Here is a 16821-nt window from a genome sequence, read left to right as displayed (position 1 = left end):
GGCCGCCCCGGCGCCGCTCCGCGCGGTCGCCCGCGTGTGGGGTATCCTGGCGGACGCGCACCAGGCCGGGCGGCCGGCCGCCGACGTGCTCGACCCGGCCCTGTTCCCCGGGTTCCGGCTGGACGTCAGCGACACCACGCCTTGACGGCCTTGATGACCTGACGGGCCTGCCCCGTGGTGATCGTGGCGTTCCCGCCCGACAGCTCGGCGACGACGTACCGCTCTAGGCTCATCGTGCTCCCCTCCGGCGGGGCGATGATCCGCTCACACACCCGTACGGCGCGGCGGATCGCCCGCTCCTCGTTCGCGACCAGGCCCGGATCGATCGCGCGTAGCGCGTCGAGGTAGGCGGCGGCCTGGTCGGCGTCCGGCGACGGCACCTGCGCGCCGCTGGTCGGCTGTGCGCTGCTTGTGCTCGCCGCCGGCCCCGGTTCCTCGCCGCCGCTCGCGCCGATGGCGATGCCGACGACGGCCAGGGCCACGATGACCGCGCCGATGATGACCACGGTCTTCGCCCCGCTCTTCTTCGCCGGCGGTGGCGGGGGCGGCGGTTGCCACTGCTGCGGCGGTGGCGGCGGGGCGTACGGCTGCTGTGGTGGCCACTGCTGCGGCTGCTGGGGGTGCATGCGGCGCACCCTACGCCCCGAACCGTTCCAAAACGCCCGACTCCGCCCATACGGGCGGCCAGAAACTGGCACTTCGCACCATCCGAAAGACGGTTCGCCCGGTGCGAGCCGAACATCCCCTTTCGCCTGGCCAGGTGCCAGGCCCTCACCCCGCGCTCCCCTGGAGGGTCCGCATGACCATGCCCACCCCGCCCGCGCCCGATGCCGGCCAGCCCGCGGCACCGCCCGCTTCCCCGGCCGCTCCCGCGCAGGCGCCTACCGCACCGACGGCACCGGCACCCACGCCGCAGCCGCCCACGGCCCCGCCCGTGCCGCAGCCGCCCACCTGGACACCCCCGCAGCCCCCGCAGCAGGACGACGACGCCGAGTTCGGCAAGCTCCCGCAGTGGGCCCAGAAGAAGTGGCGGGAAGACCGCCAGGAAGCGGCCAAGTACCGCGTCCAGGCCCGCACCGAAACCGTGCTCCGCCACGCGTACACCACCGCCACGCACCACGGCGTCAACCCCGACGCCCTGCTCGGCTCCGTGGCGTTCGCCGAGCACGCCAAGAGCCTCGACCCGTCGGCGGAGGACTTCCCCGCCAAGCTCGCCGAGGCCATCCAGAACGCGCTCACAACGAACCCGTGGATGGCCGCACAACAGGCCGCCGCCACCCCGCCCCCGCCGCCGGTCCCCACCGCCGGGGGCGCGGACTTCCAGGGCGCGGGCGGCACACCGCCGCCCTCGCTCGACGAGCAGATCGCCGAAGCCGAGAAGGCCGGCAACCACGCCCTCGCGATCAGCCTCAAGCGGCAGAGGGCCTACAGCACCTGATCCCGTTAGGAGACGACCTTGTCCGGCATCACCGCGATGGGCACCACGTTCAACCTGCCCAACTACACCGGCCAGCTCTTCAGCCTCACCCCCGCCGACACGCCGCTGCTGTCCGCCATCGGCGGCCTGACCGGCGGCGGCATGGCCAGCTCGACGGAGTTCGAGTGGCAGACCTTCGATTTGAGGGATCCGTCGCAGCGGGTGCAGATCGAGGGCGCGACCGCGCCCACCGCGGAGGGCCGGGTCCGGGCGAACGTGAAGAACGTCGTCCAGATCCACCAGTCCAAGGTGTCGGTCAGCTACACCAAGCAGTCCGCGACCGGGCAGCTCGCCTCCCCGCAGTCCGCGCCGTACAACCACCCCGGCGGCGGCGCCAACCCCGTCACGAACGAGCTGGACTGGCAGGTGCAGCGCGCGATCGAGCAGATCGCGCTGGACGTCAACTGGTCGTTCATCAACGGCACCTACAACAACCCCACCAGCAACAGCACGGCGCGCAAGACCCGCGGCCTGCTCCAGGCCATCACCACGAACAAGGTGTCCAAGGCCAGCAGCACGGTGACCGGCCTGTCGTCCGCGACCGACACCATCACCGAGACCGCCACGGCGCTGTCGGACGGCGACAAGATCGTGTTCACAAGCACGGGTGACGCCACCGGCATCGTCGCCGGACGCGTCTACTACGTCGTGTCCAAGGCCACGAACACCTTCAAGGTGGCCCGCACCGCGGGCGGCTCGGCGATCACCCTCGGCACCTCGACGTCGAACATCGACTACATCAAGCCGCAGACCACCGCGCTGGCCACGACTGACATCGACGCCCTGCTCCAGCTGGCGTACGACAACGGCGGCCTGACCGGCGGCAACGCGACCCTGCTCGTCAACTCCTCGCAGAAGCGGGCCATCACCGCGGCGTACGCCAGTGCCTACGGCAAGACCGTTACCATCACCGAGGCCAACCGGACCGTGGCCGGCGTCTCCGTGCAGACGATCGAGACCGACTTCGGCGTGCTCAACCTCATGCTCGACCGGCACGTCCCCCAGGACGCCATCGTCGTGCTCACCCTCTCCCAGCTCCGCCCGGTGTTCCTGAACGTGCCCGGCAAGGGCGTGTTCTTCGAGGAGCCTCTCGCGAAGACCGGCGCGTCGGACGACGTGCAGATCTACGGGGAGATCGGGCTGGCGTACGGCAACGAGATGGCGCACGCGCAGCTGCGCGGTCTGGCCGTCTGATGGCCCTGTACGAGAAGCGCATCGGCGACCAGACGTGGCGGGCGTTCACGGTCGACGGCAGCGACGAAGACGCCCGCCTCGCGCGACTGGCCACCCTCGGGGACGAGGGGTGGCGGCTCGTCGACCCCGAGGCCGAGGCGAGCACGGCCACCGAGGGTGGCCCCTTCGACCCGGCGGACCACGATGTCCCCCAGGTCCTCGCCTACCTCGAAGGGGCGGACGCCGAAGAGGCGGCGCGGGTGCTGGACGCCGAGGCCGCCGACAACGGCAAGCGCCGCAAGGGGATCCTGTCTCACCGCGAGGAGATCCTCGCGCGCGAGCAGGCGGCCGACGAGGACCTGGCCGCCAAGCTCGCAGCCGAGCAGCAGCAGAAGGAGTAGGCGATGGCTCGTACGGCTCTGACCCCCGTCAGCCTCGGCACCACCGGCGTGCTGCTCCCGGACGCCGGTGCCGCGGCGAACATCGCCGACGGCAACAGCTTCTCGTGGACCAGCGGGCGCCGGGTGTACGTCCACAACGGCGACGACACCGCGCTGACGGTGACCGTCCCGACGCCGGGCACGGTCGGCTCACTGGGCCTGTCCATCGGCGACGCCACGTTCACCGTGGCGGCCGGCAAGGGGCGCATGCTCCCGGCGCTGGGCCAGGAGTTCCGGCAGGCGGACGGCACCGTGCACCTGAACTACTCCGGCGCGGACGCCACGGTGACGGTGGCTGTCGTCGACATCTGATCGTGCGGGCGGGCGCGGGCTGGGGGGTCGCGCGCCCGCCCGCGCACGACAAGGGGGGAGGCGAGCATGGCGTACGCGACCGCCGACGACCTGACCGACTACCTCGACCCGGTCCCGGATGACGCCGATCTGCGGCTGACCCGGGCGTCCCGGCTCGTCGACCAGGCGCTGCTGTGCGCGGTGTACGACGTCGACGACACTGGCATGCCGACCGACCAGCGGGTCATTGACGCGCTGCGTGCGGCGACGTGCGAGCAGGTTGCCTCGTGGGTCGAGAGCGGGGAGACCGGCACGGGCGCGGCCGACGGCTACCAGTCCGTATCCATCGGCTCCGTGAGCCTGAGCCGCGCGGCCGGCGGTCCCGGCGGGGGCGGATCGCAGGCCGAGAGCCTGTGCCCGCAGGCCCGCATGGTTCTCCAGCAGGCAGGGCTCACCGGCCGCGGGCCGTACGTCGACCCGCTGGGCTGCTGATGGGCGCCATCCCCGCGTTCCTGCTCCGCCACACCGTCACCATCCGGCCGCTCCTCGGCGAGGGCTCGTTCGGGCCCAAGCACGGCGATCCGGTCACCGTGCCCCGGTGCTTCGTCGACGAGAAGCGCCGCCTCGTACGCGGGCCGACCGGCAGCGAAGTCGTGTCCGAGGCCACCGTGTACGCGCCGCGCGGCACCGTCTGCCCCGTCGGCTCGCTCGTCACCCTGCCGTCGGGGCGGAAGGCGTCCGCGCTGGCCGTCGGCGACCTCGACGGCGGCGGACTACCAACCCCGGACCACCTGGAGATCGCGCTCACGTGAGGAGGCCGGGATGCCGCAGAAGGCCACCCTCCGACTGAACGTCGGGGTGATCAAGAAGGCGCAGCGCGCGGCCGCCGTACGCGGACTGCGCAAGGCGGCCGAACACCTCCTCCAGGCCAGCCGGGAGCTGGTGCCGATCGAGGAGGGCACCCTCGAACGGTCCGGCGTCGCGAGCGTGGACGAGGACGAGCTCCGCGCCGCCGTCTCGTACGACACGGTCTACGCCGTGCGGCAGCACGAGGACCTCACCCTGAAGCACGACGAGGGCAGGCAGGCGAAGTACCTCGAGGAGCCGATGCAGTCCGAGCGCGGCACGATGCTCGACATCGTGGCCGCTGAGGTCCGCCGGAGCCTGCGATGACCCTCCTCGAGGAACTCGCGCAGCTGCTCGCCGACCTCGACCTCGGCACCTACAACAGCGACGGGGCGGCCGGCGGGACCATCTTCCTCACCACCCTCCCGTCCACGCCGGACCGCTGCATGGCGGTCGCCCGGTACGGCGGTGCCGAGTCCGACTCCCGCAACCCGTACGACGAGCTGTCCATCCAGGTGCGATGCCGGGGCAGCGCGGCCGACGCCCGCGAAGCCGAACAGGACGCGCAGGCCGTGTACGACGCCCTGCACGGGCTCGGCATGCGCGAGCTCACCCCCGACGGCACCTGGCTACAGCTCGCCATCTGCCAGAACGGCGGGCCCGTCTACATCGGCCGGGACACCAACGGCCGCCACGAGTTCACCGTGAACGCACGCGTTGACGTGCAGCGATCCACCCCGAACCGCCCCTGAACTGGAGGGAAACCATGGCGCAGCGGCGCATCAACGCGAGAGACATGATCGTCCAGGTCGAGGACTCCACGCCGGACGAGTGGCTGCCCATTGAGCGGCTGCAGAACGTCGTCGTCAACCCCGGCGAGAACGAGGAGACCGTCGACGTCAGCGACTACGACAGCGACGGCGCCTACGAGCAGGAGATCATGCAGCGCGGCGCGTCCCTCACCCTGGAGGGCCTCGCCCTGGAAGACGACAGCACGGGCGCGCTGCCGCCCGGCCGGGCCCGCGTCGAGGCGATGGCCGGCGAGGACAAAGTCGGGTCCGACAGCCTCGGCCGGATCCGCTTCCGGTCCCCGCGGTCGTCGACGTGGCGGATCTGGGACTGCACCTTCTCGCTGGGCGAGCAGGGCGGCGCGACCAACGACAAGGTGTCCTGGTCCGCGACCATCACCAAGAGCGGCCCGACCACCACCGCGGCGGTGTCCGGGTGAGCGACGAGCAGACTTGGGTCGACGCCGACGACTTCGACGGCGACCTTGACGCCGACTTCGACGAGGCCTGGGCCGAGCACAAGCCCAAGCATGTCAAGATCAAGGGCCGGGTCTACCGGATGCCCGCAGAGCTCCCGGCGAGCGTGCTCATCCTCCTCGCCCGGCAGCGGCGCGCCACCCGCTCCGGCGAAGACGGCCTCAACTTCCTCGAGCAGATCCTCAAGGCACTGTTGTCCCCGGCCGGGTACGAGCAGGTCCTCTCCGACGGCATAGGCATCACCAGCCTCAAGGACGTCGTCGACTGGTGCCTCAAGGCGTACGAGATCGTCAAGGACGACGGCGCGGGGGAAGCCAAGCCCCCGGCACCGGGGGCGACCGAGTAGGGCAGATCGTCCAGTTCTGGACGCTGATCGAGGCCGACTTCCAGCGCGAATACCGCCTCGACCTCATGCCCGCCCTCCGGGCCGGGATGCCCTGGAGGCGGTTCTCCGCCCTCCTGATCGGCCTGTCCCCGGAATCGATCTGGCGGCGGGTCACCGCATCCCAGCCGATCGACCTGTCCGGCGAGGCCGCAGACGCGTTCATCGACACCTTGTGAACCGGATCAACCAGCACGGGAGGTGATGTCCCGTGGCGCTGTCGCTGGGCGAGCTGACCGGCTTCATCGATCTGGAGGACAAGGGATTCGGCAAGGGCGTCGACGCCGCCGGGAAGGGCCTGACCCGGTTGGAGACCTCGACGACCAGGTCCATGGCGTCGATCGAGAGCACCGTGTCCCGCGCCCTCGCCGACGTCCAGGCCGACATCGCCGGCGGGCTCGACCCCGCGTCGGCGATCGCCGACCTCGACCGGCTGGAGCGCGAGCTCGACCAGGCGCTGTCCGACATGCTCGACGAGGCCGACACCTTCGCCAAGGAGCTCGACCAGGCGGTTGACGACGCCTTCGACGACCTGCCGGACAAGGCCCGCAAGAGCGGCGAGGAGACCGGAGACAGCTTCGGTGACGGCCTCGACAAGGGCGGCCGATCCCGCATGTCAGGCGTCGGGTCGAGCCTGATCGGGTCGTTCAAGGGCCTCGGGTGGGCGGCGGCCGGCACCGCGGTCGCCGGGCTGCTGATGTCCGCGATCGAGTCGGCGCTGGAACGCGAGGACCTGTTCGCCACGTTGTCGGCGAAGGTCGGCGCCTTCGGCAAGGAATCCGAGCGCCTCGGGAAGATCGCCGGAGACCTGTACGCGCAGGCGTACGGCGAGAGCCTGAGCGACGTCACCGATGCCCTCGCGAAGGTCTACCAGAACATCCCCGGCGCGGCGAAGCTCGGCGACGACGCCCTGAAGAAGACCTCCGCGCAGGCCATCACGACCGGCAAGATCATGGACGAGGACCTCGGCAAGGTCACCGCCGCCGTCGGTCAGATGATGAAGACCGGCCTCGCGAAGAACGCCGAAGAGGCCTTCGACATCCTCATCCGGGGCCAGCAGGAAGGCGTCAACAAGAGCGAAGACCTGCTCGACACCTTCAACGAATACTCGACGATCTTCCGCGATCTCGGTCTCAGCGGGACAGACGCCCTCGGCCTCATGTCCCAAGGGCTGAAGGCCGGCGCCAGGGACAGCGACACCGTCGCCGACGCCCTGAAAGAGCTGGACATCCGGGTCAAGGACATGTCGGCCGCGAAGGCCTTGAAGGGCCTCGGCCTGAACGCGCAGGAGATGCAGGCCGCGTTCGCGAAGGGCGGCCCGAAGGCCCGCGAGGCGCTCGACCAGATTCTGACGAAGCTGGGCCAGGTCAAGGATCCCGCCGAGCGGTCCCAGCTGGCCGTCGCCTTGTTCGGGACCAAGGCCGAAGACATGGCCAAGTCGATCAACAATTTGAACCTCGACAAGGCCAAGGGCGCCGTCGGCGGCTTCAAGAACGCCATCCAGACCGCCGACAGCGAGATCAACAACACCATGTCGGCCAGCACCGACAAATGGTCGCGCTCCTGGGGGGACGCGCTCAGCGCGGTCGGCGGCTTCATCCTCGAACAATTCAAAGACTTCTTTCCCAGCCCGGCCGAGTTCGAGGAACAATGGAACTCGATCACAAGCTGGTTTTCTGACACCGTAGGCCCGTTCTTCTCGGACCTGTGGGACGGCGTGAAGTCGAAAACGTCCGAATGGTGGGAGAAGATAAAGACGACCGTTTCCGAAAAGGGAACGGCACTGGTCGAATGGCTGAAGGCACTCCCCGGGAAGATCAGCGAATTCTTCTCCTCCGGCTGGGAGAAGCTGCGTACGCAGGCGTCCGATGCCTGGGAGAAGATCAAGACGGCCGCCAGCGACAAGGCCACGGCCCTGCTCGACTGGGTGAAGGGCCTGCCCGACAAGATCAAGGACAAGCTGGGCGACATGGGGTCGCTACTGGTCGATGCCGGAAAGGACATGGTCACCGGCCTCTGGAAGGGCGTCCAATCGCTGGGCGGCTGGCTCAAGGAGAAGGTCAGCAGCTTCTTCGGGGGCATGGTCCCGGACTGGGTGAAGAAGGCCCTCGACTCCCACTCGCCGTCGAAGGTGTTCGCGGCGATCGGCGGCGACACGGTCACCGGCTTCGTCCAGGGCATCCTGACCGAGCAACCGCGGGCCCAGATGACGGCGAAGCAGTTCGCGAAGCTGGTCAAGGACGCCTTCGCCGTTGACGTCAAGGGAGCGCCCGACGCCCTGGTCAAGTGGGTGCAGTCCAACAATTCCCAGCTCAAGGACCTCGCGGGCAAGCGCGAAGAGATCATGAAGCAGATCGCCGACGCGAAGAAGTACGCCGACCAGCTCGCGAGCCAGATGCAGGACTTCGCGAGCGTCGCGAACCTCGGCCTCGGTGAGGGTGCCGGCGCGGGCGACGTCGTCGGCGGTCTGCAGGCGAAGCTCAACCAGATCAAGCAGTTCGCGAACGACATCAAGAAACTCGCCGAATCGGGCCTGAATAAGACGACCCTCGCTCAGATCATCAACGCAGGGCCGGAAAAGGGCCTCAGTCTGGCGGAAATGCTGGTCGGCGCAGACGGGGCCGAAATAAAGGCGATCAACAAGGCTCAAGCCCAGATCGATAAAGTCAGCAAGCAAATGGGCAAGACTTCCGCGGACGCCTTGTATGACGTGGGCAAGAAATCAGGCGACGGCTTCCTGAAGGGCCTCCAGGGGAAACTGAAGGAAGTTGAATCAATGATGGCCCAGATCGCCAAGGCGGTGGTCGCGGCGGCCAAGAAGGAACTCGGCGTCAAGTCCCCCTCGCGCGTGTTCGCCTCGATCGGCGACAACACCATGTTGGGCTACATCCAGGGCGTCCTCGCCCGCCAGGCCGACACCGTGTCCGCGGTCGCCGGCGTCGTCGGCAAGGCCGTATCCGCCGCATCCCAGATCTCCGGCGCGGCACCCGCCATGGCCGGAGCGGGAGGGGCGACGACCGTCATCACCCCGGCGAAGCTCGACGACTACGCAGGCGCGGGCGGCGGCGGCGGGGGCGGCGGTGTGGTCGTGAACATGCCGCACGCGGTGATCCGCGAGGAGGCCGACGTCTACAAACTCGGCGCCGAGTTCGGTTTCGGCCTCCGCTCCCGCGGCTGACCCTTCCCCTCTTCCGTCCCTCGACCATGTGAGGTGGTTTCCGCATGTCCACGTTCGATCCCTCGTCTGGGATCACCTACGGTCAGTGGCTCCGCAACAAGGGCATCCAGGTCAAGGGCGACCGGTCGACGCCGCGGCGGCGAGAGACCCGCGACGAGGCGGGCCGGCTGGTCCGCACCGTCACCGAGATCACGGACTCCGGCGCCGTCGCGACGACCCGCAACCGCACCTCGGCACGCGGGGAGCACCAGGACGTCCACGTCCACGTCCCCACCCTGCATGGCATGGCGGGGGCGCTGACTCCGGGGGTGCGCACCCGATGAGCACGAACGCGCGCATGGAGGCGATTCACCGCCGCGAAGAGGCCGAGGTGCTGGAGCTCTGCGCCGATTACCAGGAGCGGTTCCAGACGGCGACGGCCGCCTTCGAGACGAACCCGACTCCGGAGAACGAGGCGGCGAGGCAGGCGGCGATGGACGAGCTGCACCTGTTGCGCAGGTGGCTGCGGCAGGGCGGCCGGCCGGTGCTGCCGGACGGTCAGGGGGACGCGGTCGTGCAGGCGGGCCCGGTCGGCGAGCAGCGCCCGCAGGGCCGTAAGAGGAGGGATGCCTGATGGGCTGGACCGCGAGCGGCATGATGAGGACCACGCAGCTCGGCCAGTGGAACTCCTCGGCTCTGGGCCTCGATCTGACCGCGAGCCCGAAGCTGGCGTTCTTCGGGTCGTCCGTGACGCCGAATTTCGCGACGGATACGGCCTACGGCACCTCCCCGTGGAACTCGGGCGAGGCCTCCGGGGCGGGTTACACGGCGGGCGGGCCGTCGCCGGCGAACGTCACGCTGACGATTGTCAGCAGTCAGCTGGTGCTCGACGCGGACAACACGCAGTTGACCAACTCGACGATCACGGCTGAGGGCGCGTTGTGGTACTACCCCGCCAAGAGCAACAGGGCCTTGTTGGCGGTGTGGTTCGGTGCCGCGAAGACCACCCAGGACGGCACCTTCTTAATCACCTGGGCCAGCGGTGGAGTCGCCGCTTTCACCATCCCCTAGCGACCCTGGAGGGCGGTGACGGTGCTCCTCAAGAACACCTTCAGCGGCGGCACGGACGGCGCTTCGATCACCTCCGCCAACAGCGGTGGCAGCAGCGGGAATGCGTTCAACCTCGTCAGTAGCTCCAGCGCGGTGTCGTACTCCAGCACGAACGCCACCGGCAGCAGGGCGCCGCTGGTGGCGAGGCTCACGGGCAACCCCACGATGGCCTGGGACCTGGCCCTGTCCGGCCGCACCGCCTATCCGCGGGTGTATGTCTACCTGCCCAGCTATCCCTCGTCGAACCTCGATGTCGTCGAGCTGGACGCCGGCATCAACACCGCCGCGTACATCCGGATCACCACGACGGGCACCGTCCAGATCGTCAACGCGGCCACGAGCAGTGCCGTGACCGGCACGACCACACCGAGCGCGATCCCGACAGGCCAATGGGTGAGGATCGAGGCCCGGTTCACCGGGGCAACGTCCACCACCGGTACGTGCGAGTTGCAGGTCTTCCACAACGCGGACTCCGCTACGGCCACGTTCACCGGTAGCGGGTCCGGTCAGAACTTCCGCACGTCCGCGTTTACCGTGATCTCCTTCCGGGGCCTCAGCGGCTACACCTACTACCTGGACGACGTCGCGGTCTCCGACACCGGGTACGTCGGCCCGGACCAGGTCAGTGTGAGTCTCACCCCCGACACTCTCACCGGTGTCTGGGCGCTCCCCGCCCCCGCGGTCTCCCTCGGGACCGAGGCCGCCCCCGCCACCCTGACCGGCTCCTGGTCCCTGCCCGACCCGGAGGTCACCGTTGCGGACGGGCTGACCGCCGTCAACCCCGACCTCCTCACCGGGGTTTGGGAATTGCCCGCTCCCACCGTCGAGGCATTCAAGAACGTCACCGTCACCCCGGACACACTCGCCGGCACCTGGGAGGTCTTCGACGTAGTCGCTGGGGTTCCGGTGAATCCAGGCGACAAGCTCACCGCCGACGGGCAGATCGAATGGAACGGCTTCCTCCTGGGTGGCGGCACACCGTACAGCCTCCAGCAGTTCGACGGCTGGGTGAACGACATGCCCGGCCTGGACTCCGGCAACGTGCCCCAGCCCGGCAGGCACGGCAGCTACCCCGGTAGGAAGTTGGCGCAGGAGCGCACCGTTACGCTGTCCGGGCTGATCCGGGTGCCGCGGGCGGACATGGCGCAGACCGTCGAGACCCTCATCGCCGAAACTCCGGTGCTGGAGGACGAAACGGAGCTGCCGCTCGCGGTGAGGATCCTCGGCACCGTCTACGTCGGCTACGGGTCCGTGCTCCGCCGCGCGGTCCCCGTCGACAAGCAGTACCGGCTCGGCCTGGGCCGGTACACCCTGCAATGGGTCCTGTCCGACCCGGTCCTGCTATCGCAAGGGCTGAACTCGGCCGTCATCGGCGACGGCGAGACGCAGACGCTCACCAACCTGGGCAATGCCGCCAGCTACCCGCTGATCAGGGTCCCCGGCCCTTCCACGAACCCGGCCGTGGAGATCCAGAGGTTCGGCGGAGACGCACGCGTACTCGAGTTCGGCCTCACCGTGCCGTCCGGACAGACGCTGGTCATCGACACCTACTACGGGTCGGTGAAGCTCGGCGGCAACGACGTCATCAGCGCCCTATCCGACACGTCCGTGCCCGTGTTCGACCTCGTCCTGGCGGCCGGCCAGTCGCAGGTGACCTACGACGGCGGCGGCAGCGCACCGGAAATCACCGTGCTGTGGCGGCACGCCTACCTGTGAGGGGGTGACCCGTGCCCGCGCAGATCCGTGATAGCGTCACCGCCCCCTACTCCGAGGTCAGCGCCCGGAACGTCGCCGCCCCCGAGTCGCAGCCCGGCGACGTGCTGCTCATCATCCACAGCTGTGACATCGGCAGCCTGGACGCCATGACCGTCACGGGCGGCGGCACCTGGACCACGATCGCCAGCCGGTCGCGGGACGGCGGGGCCGGCGGCGGCACGAAGATCTACCGCCGCCTCGCCACGGCGTCCGAGCCGAGCACCTACCGGCTCACCCAGTCGCTGCTGGCCGACGTCACGGTGACCATCGTGTCCATCTCGGGCGCCTCGGCGGACGGCATCCTGGTCACCCAGAGCGGCGCCGCCGGGAACACCCAGGACCTGACCACCCCGGCCGGGACACCGTCGACGGGGTCCGGGCTGGAGCTCCGCGCCGGGGTCGCGTTCAGTCTCAACAGCAACCTGACCCTGTCGTGGGAGGCACCGGCCGGCTACACGCCGGTCCGGTCCGTGCAGTCCCGCCAGTACGTCTCGGCCAGCATGGCGTCCCGCCCGATCGTGTCATCCACGCAGGTGCCCGCCGCTGCGTTCCGCCTGGGCCGTACCGTCGGCGAGTCGATGGGCTTCACGATCCTCATCCCGACGACCGGGTCCACGCCGACGCCTCCGGTGATCCCGGATACCGCCCCCGGCCGCGGCTCCGGCCTCTACAGGTACATGTGCCACGACCTGCTGACCGGCTCGTACATCACCGACATCCGCCCCTCGGACTGCACCTTCGATCGCAGGCTGGGCGAGCCGGGGACGTTCTCGGCGACGTTGCCGGTGCCCAACGAGACCGTCGCCGAGGAGGTCGCCCGGATCATCCCCCGCCTCAGCAGCGACCTGAGCACCGGCCCGGGCCGGTTCACCGTCCGGATCTGGCGGGCTGGCGTCCTGTGGGGCGAGTACTGGATCACCGGGGCGCGGCTCGCGCGGTCGCGCCGCGGCGGCATCAGCGTGGAGTTGCGCGGCAGCGGCCTCGACGCGTACATGCACAACGTGCCGGTCGAGACCGACCTCAGCTACAGCTCGGACCAGATCGCGAACGCGAGGTCGCTGATCACACACATGCAGGGCTTGTCCGGCGCGAACATCGGCCTAATGCTCCAGACCGGCACCTCCGGCGTGACCCGCACGCTGGAGGCCAAGCTGGAGAACGATCCCACCTACGGCGACGTCCTCACGGACTTCGCGAAGGGGTACAACGGGTTCGAGTGGACGATCGACCCGACGTACAACCCGGACACGCGGCAGGTCGAGCGGTGGTGGCGGTGGGGCTGGCCCCGCATTGTGGGTGAGACCACGCACGTTGTCACCGAGTCCCCGCACGGCGGCGACATCCTCGAATGGTCCGAGGAGATCGACGCGCTCCGAGGGGCGACCCGCGTGCGCGTCAGGGGCGGCACGCCGGAAAACGTCGACGCCGAGGAGGGGGCCGAACCCGTCTACAGCTCGTGGACGTCGGCGACGGCGCATCTGGCGGCCGGGTGGCCGCGCATCGGGCAGCGGATCGACCACCCGGGCGAATCCACCTCGACGAGCACGCTGAACAGCTACGCGTCGCGGTGGATCGCCACCATGGCCGGAGCCGTGCGCGTCTACTCCTGCACGGTGGCGCTCGGCGCACGCACCACGCTGTCGCCTTCGGCGCTCGGCGACACCGTGCGCAGGATCTTGGTAAACGAGTGGTTCGCCAGGATCTCGGGCGGGGCCGGCGTCAACCAGTCGCAGCGGCTGATCGGCATTGCCATCACCCCTGTCCGGCGCGGCGTCGGCAAGGAAGAGGCGGTCTTGATCCTCGAAGAGCCGACGATCAGCGACCTCAACAGCGGCGACCGGTTCCCCACCGAGCAGCCCCGCCACGTCCGCCGCCTGGAGCGCGACGTCCAATGGCTGTCCAACGAGGCGAAGCGCGTGCGGCCGGTGAACATCCCCGGAGCCGAGGACATACCCGACGTGCCGAACTTCACCTCGCCGTCGACGCAGAGCGGCGACTTCGCGAGCTCGTCGGCGTACAACGCGCTGCGGCAGGACTCCGCGAACACCAACCTCAGCCTGAAGGCCCTCATCAACAAGCTGCGGGCCCGCGGCTTCCTGGAGTGAGGGTGACGGATGCGTCACCCGGCCGCCGGGATGCGTCACTGGATGCGTCACGGCCAGGCGGGGATACGACACCCGGCAGGCCCGGAAACCGCGAGTGTGGCTCGTGTTCGTGACGCATCCGGGCTTCTGGTGACGCATTCGTGACGCGTTTCCGAGCGGATGCGTCACGGTTTCGCGGATACCAGGGAAACGCGTCACATGCGTCAGACCAGCGCAAACACATCAGGGTTGCGTCACGATCTCCGCTTGCTGATCTTGGCGTGACGCATGTGACACGTTTTCCCGTCCTATCCGCCACTACGCGCGCACGCATACGCGCATAAGGACTCAACCCGGGAAAACGCGTCACGCGTCACTCGCGTCACCGCCCGAGCCTTCCTGACCCCATGAACGTGCTGCCGACCCCGAGGGCTCGGGCGCGGGCCGGCAGCACCCCAAGGAGACCTCTGTGAGCCTCGACCCTCTCGGCCCCGTGACGATCGGAGCCCGGGAGATCTACGACCTGCTCCTGAGAACGGACCGCAAGGTCGATCAGATCGACAGCAAGGTCGAGCAAGTCGCGACCGCCCACGCGGCCACGGTGACGGATCTCGCCGACCACGAGTCCCGCATCCGGGCGCTCGAGCGCGGGCGGTGGCCGCTGCCGTCGGTGGCTGCGCTGGTCTCCCTCGCCTCCCTGATCCTCGCGATCGTCGCGTTCACCCGAGGGGGTTGATCATGGCTCGTATGCCGGGCGCCGAGTGGCGGCCGATCACCGGCAACAAGACACCTGGCGGCATGGGCGCCATCCACGGCGTCACGCTGCACATCATGGCCGGGACTCTGGAAGGCACCGAGGCCTGGTTCAACAACCCGCGCGCCGAGGCCTCCTCGCACTTCGGCACCGGCCGCGGCGGCGCGCTCCGCCAGTGGGTCGACACCCGGGACCGGGCATGGGCGCAGAAGGCCGGCAACCCGAACTGGATCAGCATCGAAAACGAGGGCAAGGCCGGGGACGCGCTCACCGACGCCCAGCTCGACCGCTGCGCTGAGGTCCTCGCGTGGGCGCACAAGGAGCACGGCGTGCCGCTCCAGGTGACGAGCGACCCGAACGGGCGAGGGCTCGGCCATCACGCGATGGGCGGGGCGGCGTGGGGCAACCACCCGGCGTGCCCCGGCACGAAGGTGGTCGCGCAGAAGGCCGAGATCGTGCGCCGGGCCCGGCTGCTCGTCGAGCCGCCGAAGCCGGTCAAGGTGACCGTGAAGAACGGGATCCCGCAGTGGCCCGGCCGCACTCTGAAGGTCACCGACCCGTTCATGACGGGCCGGGACGTGGAGGTTCTCCAGGCCAAGTACAAGGCCCGCGGCTGGGCCATCGAGGTCGACGGGGTGTACGGGCCGAAGAGCTCCGCCGTCGTCAAGGCGTATCAGCGGGCGACCGGCCTGCCGACGACCGGTGTCGTGGACCGGGCGACGTGGGAGATGACGTGGTCCTGGCGGCCGACCCCACAGACGCCTCCGCCCCCGCCGTCGTCGTGTCAGCCCGGTGCGATCGACGAGTCCAACTAGACCTCCCGCCACCCGTGGCGGGCTGATCCCCCTGGGAGGGGCACATGAAGAAGTGGCTCTTGGACGCGGTCGAGCGTGCCGTACGGACCGCCGCGCAGGCCGCGCTCGGCGTCGTCGGCGTGGGCGCCATCGGACTGCTCGACGTGTCCTGGCCGACCGTCGGCTCGGTCGCTGGACTGGCGGCCGTCGTGTCGCTGCTGACGTCGGTCGCGGCTGGTTTCAAGGGCGACCCGCAGAGCGCGGGTTTCGTCACGCGGTCGCGTTGAGCTGAGGGCCCGGGCTCGGACACCTGTTCCTGGCCGGGAACCCTCGGAAACTCTCGCCCCCGTTCACCCCTCGTCTGGGGTGGGCGGGGGCGGGTTTTCCGCGTCCTGGGAGGCCCGGACGAACAGGCCGCGGCCGGGCGCCGTCTCAAGCAGGCCCTCCCGCTTCAGCACGTCGAGCGCCTTCTTGATCGTGTTCCGGCTGATCTCGAACTCCTGCTCCAGCTCCATCTGCGAGGGAACGCGGCGGCCGGGCGGGATCTGCCCGCTCGTGATGCGTTCGCGCAGGATGTCGGCCAGCTGGAGGTAGGGCGCTTTCACCGCCTCACGATCGATGCTCACACTGCGGACGGTAGGTGACCAGGCGTAACGAGAGATAGGCAAGCCTGGCCATGGTTGGCCCTGGCCAGGTAGGACCAGGTGACGTATTGTGACGGCATGGCTCCTGACTTCTCCGGGATCCCGTCATCCCCCTGGCATGTGTGGCGCTCGGACGCCGGCCGTTGGTGGGCGACCCGCGCGAGGCGGTTCGACCTGGACGCCGAAGACGCCGGCGCGTTCCGCACCGTAGACGCGGACACGCAGCTCGAGTTGGCGCGGGTGATCGCGCATCAGGAGAGCGTGGCCGCCGTCCTGATCACGACGAGGTTGGCGCGTACGGAGGAGGCGCCGTTGCGGACGGGGGAGGCCTGGTGACGCCGGACGACGTTGAGCGGATGTGCCAGGAGGCGATCGTCAACGGCGCGGACCCCGTCAGGCTGGAGCAGTTGAAGGCCGCGGCGATGCGCGAACAGGGCGGCACAATGGCTGCCCTCGCCTACAACATGACGGTCCACCTCAGGCTGGAGCAGTTCGAGCGGTCGCTCGGCATTCCCGCTCCGCGTGAGCGGGAGCTCGCGCATTTGCGGCAGGTGATGGCGAAGTATCCGGACGAGGCCGAGAAGATGCTCGCAGTGCTTCAGGAGCTGCACAGGCAGCGGGATCAGGGCTGAGGACTCCCGTCGGCCGC

The 16821-nt window shown here is 69.5% G+C and carries 24 protein-coding genes; 22 read left to right on the top strand and 2 right to left on the bottom strand.

The window, feature by feature from the left end; translation table 11 throughout:
- Positions 1–125 precede the first annotated feature (125 nt).
- Positions 126–626, bottom strand: a complete 501-nt coding sequence (locus tag AB0J39_RS14475; protein ID WP_363464276.1) for a hypothetical protein — start codon at positions 624–626, stop codon at positions 126–128.
- A gap of 173 nt (positions 627–799) precedes the next feature.
- Here AB0J39_RS14475 and AB0J39_RS14470 point away from each other — a divergent pair, with 173 nt between their 5' ends.
- From AB0J39_RS14470 to AB0J39_RS14375, 20 genes are all read left to right on the top strand, one after another.
- Positions 800–1438: a hypothetical protein gene (locus tag AB0J39_RS14470; RefSeq protein ID WP_363464274.1), complete on the top strand. Its 639-nt coding sequence runs from the start codon at positions 800–802 to the stop codon at positions 1436–1438.
- 18 nt (positions 1439–1456) lie between these two features.
- Complete coding sequence (locus AB0J39_RS14465; RefSeq protein WP_363464272.1) at positions 1457–2671, top strand: DUF5309 family protein; 1215 nt, start codon at positions 1457–1459, stop codon at positions 2669–2671.
- Positions 2671–3051: a hypothetical protein gene (locus AB0J39_RS14460; protein WP_363464271.1), complete on the top strand. Its 381-nt coding sequence runs from the start codon at positions 2671–2673 to the stop codon at positions 3049–3051. The genes AB0J39_RS14465 and AB0J39_RS14460 overlap by 1 nt, the downstream gene beginning before the upstream one ends.
- A 3-nt stretch (positions 3052–3054) precedes the next feature.
- Positions 3055–3402, top strand: a complete 348-nt coding sequence (locus AB0J39_RS14455) for a hypothetical protein (RefSeq protein WP_363464270.1) — start codon at positions 3055–3057, stop codon at positions 3400–3402.
- 66 nt (positions 3403–3468) lie between these two features.
- Positions 3469–3873: a hypothetical protein gene (locus AB0J39_RS14450; RefSeq protein WP_363464268.1), complete on the top strand. Its 405-nt coding sequence runs from the start codon at positions 3469–3471 to the stop codon at positions 3871–3873.
- On the top strand, positions 3873–4193 hold the full coding sequence (locus tag AB0J39_RS14445) for a hypothetical protein (protein WP_363464266.1): 321 nt from the start codon (positions 3873–3875) through the stop codon (positions 4191–4193). The genes AB0J39_RS14450 and AB0J39_RS14445 overlap by 1 nt, the downstream gene beginning before the upstream one ends.
- A gap of 10 nt (positions 4194–4203) precedes the next feature.
- Positions 4204–4554, top strand: coding sequence for a minor capsid protein (locus AB0J39_RS14440; protein WP_363464264.1), 351 nt, complete (start codon positions 4204–4206; stop codon positions 4552–4554).
- Positions 4551–4979: a minor capsid protein gene (locus tag AB0J39_RS14435; RefSeq protein ID WP_363464263.1), complete on the top strand. Its 429-nt coding sequence runs from the start codon at positions 4551–4553 to the stop codon at positions 4977–4979. Before AB0J39_RS14440 ends, AB0J39_RS14435 begins: the two co-directional genes overlap by 4 nt.
- A 14-nt stretch (positions 4980–4993) precedes the next feature.
- The gene (locus AB0J39_RS14430) at positions 4994–5455 is read left to right on the top strand and encodes a hypothetical protein (protein WP_363464261.1); all 462 of its coding nucleotides are present in this window, start codon (positions 4994–4996) and stop codon (positions 5453–5455) included.
- A complete protein-coding gene (locus AB0J39_RS14425) occupies positions 5452–5838 on the top strand; it encodes a hypothetical protein (RefSeq protein ID WP_363464259.1) in 387 nt (128 codons plus the stop codon). The genes AB0J39_RS14430 and AB0J39_RS14425 overlap by 4 nt, the downstream gene beginning before the upstream one ends.
- A gap of 65 nt (positions 5839–5903) precedes the next feature.
- Positions 5904–6053 carry a hypothetical protein gene (locus AB0J39_RS14420; protein ID WP_363464258.1) on the top strand — a complete coding sequence of 50 codons (150 nt, stop codon included), beginning with the start codon at positions 5904–5906 and terminating at the stop codon, positions 6051–6053.
- A gap of 32 nt (positions 6054–6085) precedes the next feature.
- Positions 6086–9052: a phage tail tape measure protein gene (locus tag AB0J39_RS14415; RefSeq protein ID WP_363464257.1), complete on the top strand. Its 2967-nt coding sequence runs from the start codon at positions 6086–6088 to the stop codon at positions 9050–9052.
- A gap of 44 nt (positions 9053–9096) precedes the next feature.
- On the top strand, positions 9097–9375 hold the full coding sequence (locus AB0J39_RS14410; RefSeq protein ID WP_363464256.1) for a hypothetical protein: 279 nt from the start codon (positions 9097–9099) through the stop codon (positions 9373–9375).
- Entirely contained in the window at positions 9372–9665 is a 294-nt protein-coding gene (locus tag AB0J39_RS14405) for a hypothetical protein (RefSeq protein WP_363464255.1), read from the top strand. Before AB0J39_RS14410 ends, AB0J39_RS14405 begins: the two co-directional genes overlap by 4 nt.
- A complete protein-coding gene (locus AB0J39_RS14400; RefSeq protein ID WP_363464254.1) occupies positions 9665–10102 on the top strand; it encodes a hypothetical protein in 438 nt (145 codons plus the stop codon). Before AB0J39_RS14405 ends, AB0J39_RS14400 begins: the two co-directional genes overlap by 1 nt.
- A 15-nt stretch (positions 10103–10117) precedes the next feature.
- Positions 10118–11857 (top strand): hypothetical protein, encoded by a 1740-nt coding sequence (locus AB0J39_RS14395; protein ID WP_363464253.1) that lies wholly within the window; start codon positions 10118–10120, stop codon positions 11855–11857.
- An 11-nt stretch (positions 11858–11868) separates the two neighbouring features.
- A complete protein-coding gene (locus tag AB0J39_RS14390; protein WP_363464252.1) occupies positions 11869–14001 on the top strand; it encodes a hypothetical protein in 2133 nt (710 codons plus the stop codon).
- A 448-nt stretch (positions 14002–14449) separates the two neighbouring features.
- A complete protein-coding gene (locus AB0J39_RS14385; RefSeq protein WP_363464251.1) occupies positions 14450–14716 on the top strand; it encodes a hypothetical protein in 267 nt (88 codons plus the stop codon).
- Positions 14717–14718: 2 nt separating this feature from the next.
- A complete protein-coding gene (locus AB0J39_RS14380) occupies positions 14719–15549 on the top strand; it encodes an N-acetylmuramoyl-L-alanine amidase (RefSeq protein ID WP_363464250.1) in 831 nt (276 codons plus the stop codon).
- Between the two features lie 44 nt (positions 15550–15593).
- Entirely contained in the window at positions 15594–15815 is a 222-nt protein-coding gene (locus AB0J39_RS14375; protein ID WP_363464249.1) for a holin, read from the top strand.
- A gap of 63 nt (positions 15816–15878) precedes the next feature.
- Here AB0J39_RS14375 and AB0J39_RS14370 read toward each other — a convergent pair whose 3' ends face one another.
- Entirely contained in the window at positions 15879–16154 is a 276-nt protein-coding gene (locus tag AB0J39_RS14370) for a winged helix-turn-helix domain-containing protein (protein WP_363464247.1), read from the bottom strand.
- Positions 16155–16250: 96 nt separating this feature from the next.
- Here AB0J39_RS14370 and AB0J39_RS14365 point away from each other — a divergent pair, with 96 nt between their 5' ends.
- A complete protein-coding gene (locus tag AB0J39_RS14365; protein WP_363464245.1) occupies positions 16251–16508 on the top strand; it encodes a hypothetical protein in 258 nt (85 codons plus the stop codon).
- Positions 16505–16804 (top strand): hypothetical protein, encoded by a 300-nt coding sequence (locus AB0J39_RS14360; protein ID WP_363464244.1) that lies wholly within the window; start codon positions 16505–16507, stop codon positions 16802–16804. The genes AB0J39_RS14365 and AB0J39_RS14360 overlap by 4 nt, the downstream gene beginning before the upstream one ends.
- Positions 16805–16821 lie beyond the last annotated feature (17 nt).

Origin of the sequence: Microbispora sp. NPDC049633, from assembly GCF_040675265.1 — a bacterium.
Taxonomy (GTDB): domain Bacteria; phylum Actinomycetota; class Actinomycetes; order Streptosporangiales; family Streptosporangiaceae; genus Microbispora; species Microbispora maris.
The sequence above is the reverse complement of the archived record's forward strand: the minus strand, read 5'-3'. Positions and strand labels throughout refer to the sequence as shown.